Source organism: Ruminococcus sp. (assembly GCF_019417665.1).
Lineage (GTDB): Bacteria > Bacillota > Clostridia > Oscillospirales > Ruminococcaceae > Ruminococcus_C.
Genome location: NZ_DXUU01000003.1, coordinates 52,918 through 68,667, shown reverse-complemented (window position 1 = coordinate 68,667; position 15,750 = coordinate 52,918). Strand labels below are relative to the sequence as shown.

Annotated in this window: 8 protein-coding genes; 5 read left to right on the top strand and 3 right to left on the bottom strand. The window is 47.9% G+C overall.

Going from position 1 to position 15,750, the window contains the following annotated elements; genetic code table 11:
- The first annotated feature begins 136 nt into the window (after window positions 1-136).
- The 4 genes from QZ375_RS01560 to QZ375_RS01545 all read left to right on the top strand — a co-directional run bounded on the left by QZ375_RS01560 (window position 137) and on the right by QZ375_RS01545 (window position 7,206).
- Window positions 137-4,054 (top strand): cellulose-binding protein CttA-related protein, encoded by a 3,918-nt coding sequence (locus tag QZ375_RS01560; RefSeq protein WP_295214227.1) that lies wholly within the window; start codon window positions 137-139, stop codon window positions 4,052-4,054.
- A 260-nt stretch (window positions 4,055-4,314) separates the two neighbouring features.
- Window positions 4,315-5,610, top strand: coding sequence for a galactokinase family protein (locus QZ375_RS01555; RefSeq protein ID WP_295214224.1), 1,296 nt, complete (start codon window positions 4,315-4,317; stop codon window positions 5,608-5,610).
- 30 nt (window positions 5,611-5,640) lie between these two features.
- Window positions 5,641-6,651, top strand: a complete 1,011-nt coding sequence (gene galE, locus QZ375_RS01550; RefSeq protein ID WP_295214221.1) for a UDP-glucose 4-epimerase GalE — start codon at window positions 5,641-5,643, stop codon at window positions 6,649-6,651.
- Window positions 6,652-6,669: 18 nt separating this feature from the next.
- Entirely contained in the window at window positions 6,670-7,206 is a 537-nt protein-coding gene (locus QZ375_RS01545) for a DUF2500 family protein (RefSeq protein ID WP_295214219.1), read from the top strand.
- Window positions 7,207-7,282: 76 nt separating this feature from the next.
- Here QZ375_RS01545 and QZ375_RS01540 read toward each other — a convergent pair whose 3' ends face one another.
- Window positions 7,283-9,163: a L,D-transpeptidase family protein gene (locus QZ375_RS01540; protein ID WP_295214217.1), complete on the bottom strand. Its 1,881-nt coding sequence runs from the start codon at window positions 9,161-9,163 to the stop codon at window positions 7,283-7,285.
- 577 nt (window positions 9,164-9,740) lie between these two features.
- On the opposite strand from QZ375_RS01540, the gene QZ375_RS01535 reads away from it, so the two are divergent.
- Window positions 9,741-13,607 (top strand): right-handed parallel beta-helix repeat-containing protein, encoded by a 3,867-nt coding sequence (locus QZ375_RS01535; protein ID WP_295214215.1) that lies wholly within the window; start codon window positions 9,741-9,743, stop codon window positions 13,605-13,607.
- A gap of 105 nt (window positions 13,608-13,712) precedes the next feature.
- On the opposite strand, the gene spoIIR is transcribed toward QZ375_RS01535, so the two are convergent.
- Window positions 13,713-14,321, bottom strand: a complete 609-nt coding sequence (gene spoIIR, locus QZ375_RS01530; protein WP_295214213.1) for a stage II sporulation protein R — start codon at window positions 14,319-14,321, stop codon at window positions 13,713-13,715.
- Between the two features lie 107 nt (window positions 14,322-14,428).
- Window positions 14,429-15,706, bottom strand: coding sequence for a folylpolyglutamate synthase/dihydrofolate synthase family protein (locus QZ375_RS01525; RefSeq protein WP_295214212.1), 1,278 nt, complete (start codon window positions 15,704-15,706; stop codon window positions 14,429-14,431).
- Between the last annotated feature and the right edge of the window lie 44 nt (window positions 15,707-15,750).

Genomic DNA, 15,750 nt, shown 5'->3' with positions numbered 1-15,750 from the left:
TGGTATTTTTTGCAAGGCTTATAAATTTATGTGGAAAATGAAAAAAGTACTTGCAAAATTCGGATAAATATTATATACTGGTATATGGAGAAGTATGGTGCAGACAGGCACATGGGACTGCACGAGGATGCGGCGTATGGCTGTACAATTTGGAGGCGGAAAGGGGGACGCAAACGACTGGTACAGCGGCGGCGCAGACAACTGCGGCAGCTTCTCTGCATCCATGCGGCGGCGTTTTGCCGCGGCTCACAATTTTTTAATAGAGAAAGGAAGAATGATAATCATGAAGATGAAAAAGTTTATTTCATCTCTCACAGCTGGCGTAATGGCAGCTACTACGGTTTTCACCAGTGCACTGGTAACTCCGGCTATGTCGTTCTTGGCTAGTGCGGCTGATGCTGATGAGTATAGTTCTATTAGCTACCTTAGCATTAATGGTGTTAATGACTATTCTGGATGGGAAGATTATGTTACTATCACATCGGCAAAGATTGGTGAATATTCAGTTGTTAACACGTATCTTAGCGAGGATGTTGATACAAACAATAAGAGTCAGTATGCTTTGTACAACAATTGGGGTGAGGCAATCTCCCTCGGTGACTTTGTTGGAGATGCTAATGCTGTTGTAAGCAAAAGTGATGAGATTTCGATCACTTTTGAATTGTCTGAAGACCTTGCAAATCCTGTAAATTTTGCCATTAATATGCAGGCGTACACTAAAACAGGTGCAACAGTACAGTGTTGGAATTCTTCTGATGCAGGTTATGTAGCAATTTCTGCTCAAAAAGCGGGCGAATACACAGTAACCTTTACTGCTGATCCTGGCGAGGTTACTGAAACTACTGACGTTAGTGAAACCACTGATGTAACAGAAGAGACAACCACCACTGAGGCTGAGACAACCACCACCACTTCTACTCCGGTAAACAAGGATAAGGACGCAGACATTACAATTGGTTCCGAGACTGGAACAGACGGCAAGGTTTATTCTTATGCAACGTTTGATCCGGATGGTGCAATTTCTGCAACACTGTATTATACAGTAAAGTCTACTGATACAGAATCCAGCGGCGCATTCGGATATATGCCGAATGACGGCGGTGAATGGACACAGAAAGACTTCAAAGCAGATGTACCGGAGAGCAAAGAAGTTACAGTTGATTATACCATTCCGTCCAATGTTGGTAATTCTGTAAAGGCTAGCGTTTACTGGCCAGGTGTTGACGATGTAGAGATCACAAAGATCGTTCTCCACTACGGCGATACTCCGACAACTACAGAGAGCCAGACTGAGACGACTACAACAGAAGCAACTGAGGCTACGACAGAAGCAACTGAGGCTACAACAGAAGCAACTGAGGCTACAACAAAAGCAACTGAAGCTACAACAGAAGCAACTGAAGCTACAACAAAGGCAACTGAGGCCACAACAGAAGCAACTGAAGCTACAACAAAGGCAACTGAGGCTACAACAGAAGCTACTGAGGCTACAACAAAGGCAACTGAAGCTACAACTGAAGCTACAACTGAGGCTACAACAGAGGCAACTGAGGCTACAACAGCTAGTCAGACAACTCAGCAGGAACAGTCCTCTGAGACAGAGCAGACTACTGCTAAGACAACCGCTAAGACCACTGCCTCTACTACCACAAAGGCTCCTACAAGCACAAGTGCAACAGAAGCCGTAAAGGGCAAGGGCATCGTATTCGATGTTGCAGAGGTTGAAGCAACACCGGGTGAGTCAGAAGTAGCTGTTCCTGTTACTGTAAAGAATGCTGTTGCTGCAAACGGTATTTCTCTGACTCTGGATATTCCGGAAGTTACCGCACGGATCCTGACCCTGACCTATGGCGCTGAGGATTCTGTAGACAACTACATGAGCTTTGACAGCGTTCAAAAGAACCTGGTCGGTTATGAGGAATACACCGCAAATGGTGTTAATACTTCTATGGAAGCGGAAGACCGTTGGCTGTACTTTGCATGGACTGTAAACGGTTCTGCTTCTACACCGGATGACGGCGATGCATTCGCAGTTCTGTTCGACGTTTCCGCTGATGCTGTTTCTGTTGCAGAAGAGTATGGTCTGGAACTGATGACAGACGCTGACGGCAATACTTACTATGACTTCCCGATCTATTTTGCACCGCAGGGTACTGTAAACTGGGACTACACTGGTGAGTATGCTGATGACGATCCCACAAACCCGTATCTGCTGCCGACTCAGAGCTATGCAGATGCACAGAACAAGGACATCTTCGACACTGACGTTACTTGCTACGGCGGTGCAGTCCGCATCTACACCGAAAAGCAGAGCACAACAACCAGCACTTCTCAGGAAATGCCCATCAACCTGGATATCGACGAAGTATTTGCTTATCCAGAAGATGAGATCGACCTGCCGGTAATGGTTACTGCACAGGATGGCGTTGATGCAAACAGCATGGCAATCAAGGGCGTTATCAATATGCCGAATCCGACTGCAGAAATGGTAATTCTTCCTTATGATGAGGATTCTTCGATTACAAACTTTGGTGACTCTAACCAGGTTAACCTGAAGGAATTTGTTGCATACAAGAATGGTACTTCTGACATCACTGACGGTAGTGACCAGTGGATCCGCTTCGGTCTGACACAGCAGAATAATGCTGCTGATCCGACCGCATTGGATTACATCATGGCAGTCACATTCGAGATCCCGGATAAGGCTACCGTTGAGAAGATCGCTAAGCAGTATGGTCTGGAACTCCAGACCGGCGAATATGACGGCGAAACGATAGAATACTACGAATTCCCGGTTGACTGGGCTCCGCAGGGTACTGACCTTCAGGAGAGCGGCGACTCCATGGTTGAGGTTGAGCGCTTCCAGTACTCCGACGCAAGCAACGTGGATATCTTCAAGAAGCAGGTTGGCTTAAAGGATGGTGCGATCCGTGTTATCATGGGCGTAAAGCCTGTTGATACTACCACTACTACCACCGTAACAACTACCACCACTACAACAACAACTACTACCACTACTACAGAAGAAAGCACAACCGAGAGTGCAACTGAAAGCACTACAACTACAACTACTACCACTACAACTACAACACAGTCTGAGACAACTACCACCACTACTACCACTACTACTACAACTACAACACAGTCTGAGACAACAACTACTACCACTACCACAACAACTGAGTCCGAGACCACTACTACTACAACTACTACTGAAGCCAGTGAGACAGAGGCAACAACAACAGAGTCCACTACTGTTTCTTCTGAAACAACTACAACTTCCAGCGAAACAACCACCACTACTACCACTACTTCTGCCACTACCTCTTCTACTACGACTACAACTTCCAGACCTGGTCCTGGTACGATGACATTTACATCTTCATCTACAACAACTTCTGACACTACTATTACCAGCGAAAGCACTACAACTTCCGAAATAATCCCGATCGGTACAACTTCTCTCTCTGTTGAGGTAAAGGATGCTGGCTTCTACTTCTCTGTAGATGACAATGACTTTGTTCCGGCTGACCTGATTACAGTTTATGCGATTGATGAAGATGGCCAGCAGGTTGATGTAACAGATCAGATCACATTCGAATATGCAACACCGGCTGACATGTACGAGGCTGTTGGTGAGGCATATGTTGCAACTGGTTTGACTGCATACTTCAACGATGAAGACGGTACAAAGACTGAGCTTGAAGAGAAACCGATGGTTTATATCGGCGTGAAGGGCGATACGAACTTGAATGGTAAGGTAACCGCAGACGACGCTTATGAAGTACTTGTTTACTATGCAAGTGCATCTGTTAACAAGCCTGCCGCCTTCACCGACGGCAAGGACGCAAATCTAGAGATCCTGGCATACTTCCTGTCTGATGTTGATACAGAAAGCAAGGAAGGCAAGAATACGGATAACAACATAATCGATGCTAACGATGCATATCATCAGTTGGTATACTATGCAAGTGTATCTGTTAACAAGCCGATCACATGGCCGGATGTTATTCCGTCCCTGAAGACTCTGGAAGGCTCTATCTGGGCTTCCTGAGCGAAAATGTAAACTGACAGCATAAGGAAATGACATAATATTATGAAACCCGATGCAGGAGAAATTCTGCGTCGGGTTTTTGTTTTCAGGTGGTTGTGTGGATTTTCATGCTTTTTGAAGGAGAATACTTTGCTTTTTTCAAATTCTTCAGAAATAAGTAAAAAAATCAGCGCAGTGCTTGCAAAATTGCACAGAATCGGATATACTTATTATTGGGCGGTTATCGCTTTCAGATAATGATAGTGTGAACAGAGGAGGGAATGCTCTTGAAAACAATACAGCAGACGCGTCAGATATTGGAATCAGGCGTATTGGATGACAGCATTGCAAAATTGTGCGGCGGAGTAGATCAAGTCGATACTTATCGGCAGCGTTTGCTCAATGCAATCGATGCCTTTGGGGCACAGTTTGGCACGGATCGGGAAATTGCATTATTTTCTGCTCCGGGACGAACAGAGCTGGGCGGCAATCACACCGATCACCAAAGAGGACATGTCCTTGCAGCAAGTGTCAACCTGGATATCATTGCAGTTGCAGCACGCCGGGATGACAATGTGATCCAGGTGCAGTCGGAGGGCTTTCCGATGGATGTGGTATCCCTGGACGAACTGGAACCCAAAACGGATCAGAAACCCGGTGCGGCAGAGCTGATTCGAGGCGTGGCGGCACGATTCGGACAGCTCGGCTGTTCTATCACAACGGGCTTTGACGCATATACTACATCGCAGGTCATGAAAGGTTCCGGACTTTCTTCATCAGCTGCCTTTGAGGTGCTTATTGGAAATATCTGTAATGCGTTCTATGGAGCGAATCGGTTCAGCCCTGTGGAATTGGCGGAAATCGGGCAGTATGCAGAAAATGTTTACTTCCAGAAGCCTTGTGGTCTTATGGATCAGATGGCGTCTTCTGTGGGCGGCGCTGTTGCTATTGATTTTGCCGAAGCTCATGCGCCGGTGGTACAATCAGTGTCTTTTGATTTTTCCAAGACGGGTTATGCATTGTGCATTGTGGATACTGGCGGCAATCACGCAGATCTGACGGCGGAGTATGCGGCGATCCCAGCAGAAATGCACTCGGTTGCGGCATATTTCGGAAAAGAAGTGCTGTCCGAAGTGCCGGCGAATGAAGTACTCCGTGCCATTCCGGAACTGCGAAAATCCTGCGGTGACCGTGCGGTACTACGTGCCATGCACTATTACCGAGAGGATCGTCGGGCACAGGGTGAGTCCGATGCCCTGGAACGGGGCGACTTTGAAGCATTTCTCCATCTGGTAGAAAATTCGGGACAGTCCTCGTACTGCTTGCTGCAAAATGTTTACCCCTCCTCGGCACCACAGGATCAGCCTGTTTCCATTGCCCTGGCAGTTGGATCGGCGGTATTGGGCGGAAGAGGTGCTATCCGAGTACACGGCGGCGGCTTCGGCGGAACCATTCAGGCATTTGTCCCTACAGTACTTCTGACACAGTTCCGGGAAGACATGGAGAAAGCATTGGGAGTCGGATGCTGCCATGTGCTGCAAATTCGTCCGGTGGGCGGAACGACAATTTTGATATGACATTTTAGATAAGAAAGGAAGCATAGGAAAATGGGTAAAATTCTAGTGACCGGAGGAACCGGTTTTATCGGAAGTCACACTTGTGTCGCTTTGATCAATGCAGGCTATCAGGTGGTGATCATGGATAATCTCAGCAATTCCAAGGTGGAGGCAATCGCTCGGATCGAACTGATCACGGGAAAGCATGTGCGCTTTTATCAGACAGATATGCGGGATGAAGAAGGGATGCGGCAGATCTTTGAGGATAATAAAATTGATGCGATCATTCATTTTGCCGGATTAAAGGCAGTAGGAGAATCAGTGGAAAAGCCGCTGGAGTATTATCAGAACAACATCGGCGGAACATTGTCTCTGTTGCGTGTGATGGGAAAATATCAGTGTAATGTGATGATCTTTTCTTCTAGTGCAACGGTTTACGGCTGCCAGAATCCTGTACCGTATCAGGAGGAAATGCCCACCTCTGCCACAAATCCTTATGGTTATACCAAGGTGATGATTGAGCAGATTTTGCGCGATGTGTGTGTGGCAAATCCGAAATTCAGTGCGGTTGCGCTGCGGTATTTCAATCCCATTGGCGCACATGAAAGTGGTCTCCTGGGTGAGGATCCTAACGGGATTCCCAATAATCTAGTTCCCTATGTGGCGCAGGTTGCCGTGGGGAAATTGGATCATCTGAATGTCTATGGCGATGATTACGATACTCCCGATGGCACAGGTGTCCGGGACTATATCCATGTCATGGATCTCGCCAGTGGTCATGTAGCCGCATTGGCTTATGGCACAGAGCGCAGTGGCTTTGAAGCCGTAAACCTGGGTACTGGCAAGGGCAGCAGTGTACTGGAAGTCGTGAAGGCTTATGAAAAAGCCTGCGGAAAGAAAATCCCGGTGGAGATCACCGACCGCCGTGCCGGGGATATTGCAACATCTTATGCAGATCCGGGAAAGGCAAAGGTACTGTTCGGTTGGGAAGCGACTGCTGACCTGGAAAAAATGTGTGCCGATAGCTGGCGGTTTACTCAGCAGAATCCGGAGGGACTCTAATATCAGAAAGGAGCAGATATGACAGGCAGATTCGGAGATGCCATCGACAATTTCCTGATTGTCATCGTAGCAGTTGCAGTTGTGCTGCTGCTGGTGGTGATGCTCGGCTCTCGTCAAAGTCCGTTTCGGCAGCGGCTCAGCAAGATGCTGGCGCAGAATCCTAATGCGCCAGAGAAACGCCAGCCCCTGGAGTTTAATCGGGAGTATTACATCACAGGAGAGAAAAATATGCGCAGACCAAACCGTGGAAAAAATCCGCCTCGTACCGTCATTGCTGTTCTGGTACAGAAGGTGGACGAACGCCGCAGAACCATGGATCCCAGCGGTACCATGAAGTTGTATAATGAATATTATGAGCTGATTTTCAAGACACGCAAAGGCGATATCCTGCATATTGTCACAAGCAAAAAAGCGTACATTGAAACGCCCTTTCATCAGCAGGGTCAGCTGACTTTTCAGGGCGACAGGTTGATCCGGTTTCAATATCCGGGCGGCGAGGTAAACGAAGATCAGGACGCTTTCACCGGTGCGATTCCGGTGGCACGCCGGGCTTGATACCCATCATTTACATACGATTAAAACATCCCCACAGGCATCGAAACCTGTGGGGATGTTTCCTTTTATTTGATTTTTACGGAATGATCATAACTGGTGTGTTGACAGTGACTTTGTTGTAAATTTTCTCTGCTACATCCAGGGGCAGGTTGATACAGCCGTGAGAGCCGTTGGTCTGATAGATCTCGCCGCCATAGGCACTGCGGTTTAGGTCGTGGAGACCGATTCCCGTATATGTAACAGGCATCCAATAGTCAACCCAGACCTCATAGCCCTGGACTTCATAAGTACCCAGCTTTCTGGGGGATTCTCGTGACCAGACCTTGTATGCACCAGGAGGTGTGGCGCGGCTTGGGTCTGACGCCAGTCCGGTGACGATATCACTTTCCAGATACAATTCACCATTGACATAATACCACAGTTTTTGGTGGCAGATGTCTACTTCGATGTAGGTATCTCCGGTATATGTAACACCAGCAGTAGAATTCATGCGGAATCCTTCTACCTTATAGACTGGTTCAATGGTGACTGGTTCACCGGCTTTGATGTATTCTACCAGTTTTTCTGCCGTGGCGCTGACGTTTGTTTTCCATCCATAGATGCCGTCTCCGCCAATGGGGAGTTGGATGGTGCCATCCATGGTAGATTCAAAGGTGCGTGTATATCCAGTGACCAGTGTATCATATTTATCAGCGATGTTCTCCTGTACCCACGCAGTTGCTTTGTCCAGGTCTACGGAAATATCACCGGATTCGGTGGAGATCCAGTCCATAATGGTTTCGTGATCCAGTGTTTCTGTGCCTACCGGATCCATGATCTCTTCCCGGTCTGTCATATCATATGTGATCTCCACAGCACCGATCTGATTGTACAGTGCCAGTGTACTCTCCAGACTGGAAGCAGTCACAGAAGCTTTTTTATAGCAGTTGCTGTCTATCATATTGATGGTGTTGTTGCCTTCACGCATTTGTGCAATGGTATAATCGGAGAGCGTCTGGGTGTCCACCATATTGCCATCATCTTCCGGCTGGATGGAAAATGTACCATCTTCGTTCTGTACGACTTTTGCATCTGTGGGCGGTACGTTGCCCCAGTCATAGGCTGCAATCAGACTTACCAGAGCGTCCTCGGAATAAGAATCCTGAAGTGCTGCTGTATATTCACTTTTGGAAAAGAATTTTTTGAACCAAAGTGCATGACTTTCATCAGCCGGATCTGCGAGGCTATCCTCTGAAAGAGAAACCGTGCATCCAAAAGAAGAACCCTTGAATATAATAGGGTCGCCTTCTTTTGGGAGGAAAGTCAGTCCCATATCCTGAGCAGTATTCAGGACTGCCGATTCTGCCTCTTCCATTGTCATGCCTGCAATATTTACGCCGTTGACATAAGTCTGCGGCAGGAATTTTCCGTGATAGATCAGCAGTCCACCCAGATAAACCAAGATCAGTGCAGCTGCTACAGTGATACCAATGATGATCCAGATACTTGCAGCGCTACGTTGTGTTGTGGCAGCAACAGGTTCATAATGCCGTTTCGGTGGTGTTGGTCTGACGGGGTGAGGGGCAGTAGCAACCGGAGCAGATGGCTTTGCCTTTCGCTCTGGCTGTCTTGGGGACGGCGAAGGGGGAGACGTTTCTGTGCGCCGTTCCTCGCTGCGCTGTGATGCAACCGCTTCCCGAATCTGGCGTGCCTTGTCCGAACGAGAACGCTCGGCAGGGGTTATAACCCCTGTATGTGCTCGTTCCGACAAATTTGACGAAGAAGACGGTGCCGCTGGTTTCCTGGACGCATTTTGTACTGGCGGAGTCGTTGTCTGCTGATGGGGTTCTGATTCAGAAGTTTCTCTTGCAGCAAGGGAAGCTTTGATTTTCTGGCGCATTTCTTCCTTTGTTAAGTGCGCCGGACCGCCGGCAGAACTGGGATTGATAGGATTTGGCTGCTGTTCTTTATTGTTCAATGATATCGTTCCTTTCTTCCCCTATGATTTTGATACATGGCAAGTATCTGATTTCCTGTTTTCTATTTATCACAAATTTTCATTTTGGAAAACGCCTTATAAAATGTGGGTGCTTTTTTGTTTGTGGAATATTATCTTAGGTATTTCATTTTTGTAAATGCACTTTTTCAAAAAAAGCGACACAAAACACACTACAATACTATTATATACATCCCCTTTGATTTTGTCAACACTTTTCGACGCGAATCTCGGAAAAAACAAGAATTGTAAACAACTTTTACCGATTTGTTTCCAATGCCATTGGATTTGGTTTTGACACCAGTATATGCAGCTGGAACTGCGGACATGCTATATCTGAATTGTAAAAATAATTATACAAAATTAGCGAAAATTGTGCAATACAACCATGACCAGCGTTCGAAATTTATGTAAAATGCAGATTGACAGTATATGAAAAAAGGCGTAAAATAAAATAGGATAGATACAGCATATACCCGATGCTGTGTTGATCAATTGAAATAAAAATACGGGTTTGATCTGGCGTATGCACACGGCAGATATCAGGAGGAATGGAACCATGAAGAGTAAAAAAATGGGCTGTAGTATTCTTGCAGCTATGGTGGCCGCTACAACAGCGGTATCTTCGTTTTCGGTGACCGCAGCCGGAAATGATGTATTGACTGATGCTGTACAGCAGATCGTTGCTGCAAGCAGTGCATCTGTGTCGGTGATCGCAGCAGCCGGTGTACAGGAATCGGCTTATGCAGAGTGGAGTGCAGTGACCGGCGCAGAGGGCTATAATGTCTATGTGGATGGGACCCAGATCGACTCCATGCTGATTCGTCAATATGCAGATCGTTTCCGTGCAGATGCGGTCGGTCTGAAGGCGGGAAGTCACACCATGAAGATCGTGCCGATCATTGACGGTAAGGAAGATGCTTCTAAGGCGGCAGAAAAATCTGTGACTGTAACTGCCCATGACCGGAGCGGTTTCGGTTGGGTGAATGGTACTTCTTCTGGTGCGTATAATGAGGATGGCACGCTGAGAAGCGGTGCAGTTGTTCTGTATGTCACCGAGGATACGAAGGACACCGTTTCCATGGATGTCACAACAAGCTCTAAGGGCGATACCACTGCATCTGTGGGTCTGCAAAACATTTTGACTGCTTATCAGAAGGGATATGAGACAAAACCCCTTTGTATTCGTGTGATCGGAAATGTTACCGACCCATCGACACTTATGGACGGCGATGTTCTGATCAAGGGCAATGGCGCTAACAAGAGGCTGAGCTGCGGTGTCACCATCGAAGGTATCGGCATGGATGCGACTCTGAACGGCTTCGGACTCAGAATTGCAAATGCAAGCAATGTGGAAGTCCGCAATCTGGGCTTTATGAACTGCAACAGCGGTGAGGGCGATGACTGTGGTCTACAGCAAAACAATGACCATGTCTGGGTACATCATTGCGATTTCTTCTACGGCGATGCCGGGTCAGATGCCGATCAGGCCAAGGGCGACGGTGCACTGGACACCAAGACTTCTACTTATATTACCCATTCCTATAACCATTTCTGGGACAACGGAAAGTGCAACCTGCAGGGCATGAAGTCAGAGTCTACCGACAATTATATCACCTATCACCACAATTGGTATGACCACTCTGACTCTCGTCATCCCCGTATTCGTACCTGTTCGGTTCATGTTTACAACAACTACTTTGACGGCAATGCAAAGTATGGCGTGGGTGTAACCATGGGTGCCTCCTGCTTTGTGGAAAATAACTACTTCCGCAACTGCCCAAATCCTATGCTGAGTTCCGGTCAGGGTACAGACGCAAAGGGCGAAGGTACATTCTCCGGCGAAGACGGCGGTATCATCAAGGCCTGTGGCAACTATATTACCGGTGCAAAGAGCTATGTCACTTATGCACAGGATAATACGGAATTTGATGCCTATGAAGTTTCAAAGGCTTCTGAGACTGTGCCGAGCAGCGTAAAAACTGTTGCAGGCGGCACAACCTATAATAACTTTGATACAAACTCCAGCGTGATGTACAGCTATACGCCGGATGCTGCTGAGGATGTTCCGGAAATTGTGACAGAAAATGCCGGACGTGTTCAGGGCGGTGATTTCCAGTGGACATTCGATAATTCTGTAGATGATGCAAGCTATGCAGTGAACACTGCACTGAAGGCAGCGCTGACCAGCTACGATGACACTATCGTGGCAATTGGCAGTGGATTTACGGATAATACCGATCCAATAACCACAACGACCACCAATCAGCCGCTGCAAACAACCACAACCACAGTGACTACGACAGTTTCTTCCAACCAGACTGCTGTGACAACGAACACAAAGGCACCGGATGTGCCCACAGCCGGCGACATTTTCTGCTCACCTACCGGCAGCGGCAGCGGCGAGTCTGAGAGCGATCCAGCTTCTGTGACAGATGCTGTTTCCAAGCTGACAGCAGGTCATACCATTTATCTGCTGGCAGGTACTTATAAATTCTCTGAAACAATTCTGATTTCTGAGGACAACAGTGGTACAGCAGATGCCATGAAGAGCATGAAGGCATATAACGGCGCAGATGTTACCTTTGACTTCTCCGGTCAGGGGGTTGCAAATGCGTCAAATCGCGGCATTGTACTGGACGGCGACTACTGGCATTTCTATGGCTTTGAGATCACCAAGGCAGCTGATAATGGTATGCTTCTGTCCGGTAATAACAATAAGATCGAGATGATGGTGTTCAACGACAACCAGGATACCGGTCTCCAGCTGTCTCGCTATAACACCAGTGCGGCAGCCATTGCAGACTGGCCCAGCAATAACCTGATCCTGAACTGCACCTCGAAAAATAACTGTGACGATGTGTCTATGGAAAATGCAGACGGTTTTGCTGCAAAACTGACCTGCGGTGAGGGCAATGTCTTTGACGGCTGTATGGCATATAATAACAGCGATGACGGCTGGGATCTCTTTGCTAAGTCGGAAACTGGCCCCATTGGCGTGGTAACCATCCAGAACTGCATTGCATTCCGCAACGGCTTTACGGAATTCGGTGAGGGCTACGGCGACTGTGACGGTAACGGCTTCAAACTGGGCGGCTCCGGCATTGGTTCTGCACATGTTGTGAAGAATTGCCTGGCATTTGAAAACCTCCACTGCGGTTTCACCGATAACAATAACCCTAAGCTGGGTACGCTGATCAACTGTACCGCAGTCAATAACAACGGCGAGGGTGCAGGAAAGCCCAACTTCTCCTGCTATCGCTGCACCGATGACGGCTGCGATTTTGAGAACATCCTGTCTTACTATGATAGTTCCGTATTCCTCTCTGACAGCAAGCTGAAGGGTGGTACTTCTAACGATAAGTTTGTGGGAACATTTACAAATGGCATCTACTATAACAGCGGTTATTATCAGGTAGATGCAAAGACAGATATCACAAACGGCGCAAAAATTGGCACAAAGCTTTCCGCAGGGCCGGCAGCTTCTGACTTTATTTCGATGGCAGCTGCTCCGGCACAGGGAACAGATTTCCATACTGCATGGAGAAATGTAGACGGTTCTCTCAATCCGGGTGGTTTGTATGAAACTGCGGATTCCAGCAGCTATAAGACCATGGGCTATCATATGTATAACGGCAGCACCGTGGTTCCGCCGACGACAACAACAAGCAGCACATCTTCTGGTCAGACAGAGACAACAACTGTTGCTACTGGTACTTCCGGCAGTGATGGTCCGGTGATCCCGGCTGGTGCGCAGATCCATAACTTTACCCTGAACGGCACAAGCAGCACATTCTACACCATCAGCGGTAATCTGTCCACTGGAAAGGGTACTGTAAATTATGATGGACAGGAACTGACCCAGTGTCTGAAGATGGAATCTGCCACCTCCATTACATTTACGAATGCGGCTGACGGTAATCTGACGTTGGTATTTGTTGAACCGGCTGCAACGGTCAAGGTGGATGGTACCAAATATACGGCAAACGGTGATGGCATCATTACAGTGCCGGTTTCCTCCGGTGCTCATACCATTGCGAAAGCAGATGCTGCAAATCTGTTCTACATGGTTTATGCCGATGATGGCAGTGTGACAATAGACACAACAACAACCGCAAAGCCGGATGAAACTACAACGGTGAAGTCTGGTGAATCGGAAACTACTACGACTGCAAAGCCGGATGGAACTACTACCAGCGTTTCTGTGGAAGAAAATACGCTGTTCGGCGATGTCAATCTGGACGGCAGAGTGGATATTACTGACGCAGTTTTACTGAACAAGGCGGCTGCTGGTGCGGTACAGCTCAACGATGCTCAGTTTGCAAATGCGGACTGCTATTACAATAAGGAACTGAGCGGTGACGATGCACAGGTGCTTTTGAAATTCTTAGTGCATCTCATTAGCGCGCTGCCTGTAGTAGAATAATCGCAATACCTCAATCCAATGGAATGATTTCATCAGGGTGCGATGCTCCTGAAGCCTGAAAAAGACGGGTACGATTTTGTGCCCGTCTTTTTGTATACCTTTCTGTTATTTTAAAAACATTTTTTCGAACCATTCCACGCATTTTAATTTTACCGCATATCGCTCATGATGCTCCAGAAGATCCTGTTCTTCCGTATCAAAATATGTCTCTTCTGTCTCCGGATCCTCCGTCACCTCGCAGGCATTGGGCACACAGAGGGATGGGTACATGACACACCACCAGTTCTGTCCCTGTGCTTCGCCGATGGTGATGCGCAGGGCATCATATTCGCCGGCAGGCATGGTCAGTTCTCCATAGGTACGGTCGTCAAAATCCATTTCTACCAGTTGGGCGGTAACATCATAGGAATACCCTTCATCCTGGATCAGTTCCCGGGCGATCTCCTCCAGTTCCTCCAGGTGCTCTGTGACGACTTTCTCCACTTCCTCCAGGGTGTTTCCTGGATTCCCCAGAATGTCACTGGTATATTCCAGTATCCGGTCACGTACTTTGAGCTTTAACGCTTGATCGTCGATGCTGTCAGAGTTGGCGAGAATGTGCAGCCGCAGGACATTGTCCTCTAGATCAGAACGGCTTTCTGCTGTTTTGGAAAGAGAAGAAAAACAAATCGCTCCGGCAAGTCCCAACAATAATGCAAGTTCCAGTTTTTTCATATCGGTCACCTCAATAGAAGTATGCACCGGAAAAATCTGTTTAAACAAAAATTGCAGAGAATGCACATAGCACTCTCTGCAATTTTTTGCAATTATTTCAGATGATTTTACAGCACCGGCTGATTTTCTGGCGCTGTTTCTTCTTGAAGTACAGCACTTGCCAGATAGAGGGAACCGCAGACCACGACCATGCCGCCGTCCGCCTTTGCCTGCTGCAATGCTGTTGCATAGGCTTCTTTCAGTGGTGCAGTCTGTATCTGTTTATGATCTTCGAAACATTTCACCAGAGTTTCGGCATTGACAGCATGTTCCGTGAAATCGTCCACGCAGATAACCGTGTCCAGAGCCTGGCGCAGAATACCGCAGGCTGTCTGATAATCCTTGTTTTGCATCATACCGCAGATACCGTGTACTGGTTTGCGTCCTGCATGCTGGATCAGATCTGTCAGTGCCATGACGCCTGACTGATTGTGACCGCCGTCCAGCAGAACCAGTGGTTCCTTTTGCAATACCTGGGTGCGTGCCGGCACTTGCACCTTTTCAAATGCCTGCTGAGCGACAGCAGCGGAAATGAGATAGCCATGCATTCCCAGCAGACGGATCACCTCAATGGCAGTCAGTGCATTGTACACCTGATGCCGTCCGGACATATGCAGGGTGTAGGTGAAACAATGATACTGAAATATAGTTTCCTCCAGCGTTTCCGACACGATCCGACAGTCCTCCATGGCTGGGGTAATGAGTGCGGCGTGCTTGCGCTGCGCCGTTTCCTGTACCAGACAAGTCACATCCAAAGGATTGTCCGGGGACAGCACCACGGGACATCCCGGCTTGATAATGCCGGCTTTCTGCGCTGCGATCTGGGTCAGGGTGTTTCCGAGGATTGCCATATGATCATAGGAAACCGAAGTGATGACACAGACCAGAGGATGCTTCACCACATTGGTGGCATCCAGCAGACCGCCGATCCCTGTTTCCAGAAAGACCAGATCGCATTCCTTCTGCACAAACCAAAGAAGTGCAATGGCAAACGTGATCTCAAACTGGGAACAATCCCCAGAGACTGGACACTGCTGCACCTGTTCACAGAGAGTGCAGAGGGTTTCCATGGGAATATCCTGCCCATTGATCTGAATCCGGTCGGTGTAATGCCGGATAAAGGGAGAAGTCAGCGTGCCCACCCGAAAGCCTGCCGCAGAAGCTGCCGCTGCGCAGAATGCCAGCACGGAACCTTTACCGTTTGTACCGGCAATGTGCACCACACGGAGAGAATCCTGGGGATTGTCCAGTGCATCCAGCAGGGCATGAATTCGGGAAAGGTCATGGACAGGCTTGCCGCTTTTCTGAAAGCTCTGGATATAGTCCATGGTTTCGGAAATGGTCATTATCATTCACCTCGTTCAAAAGTAGTTCGGTAAAAATGTAGGGG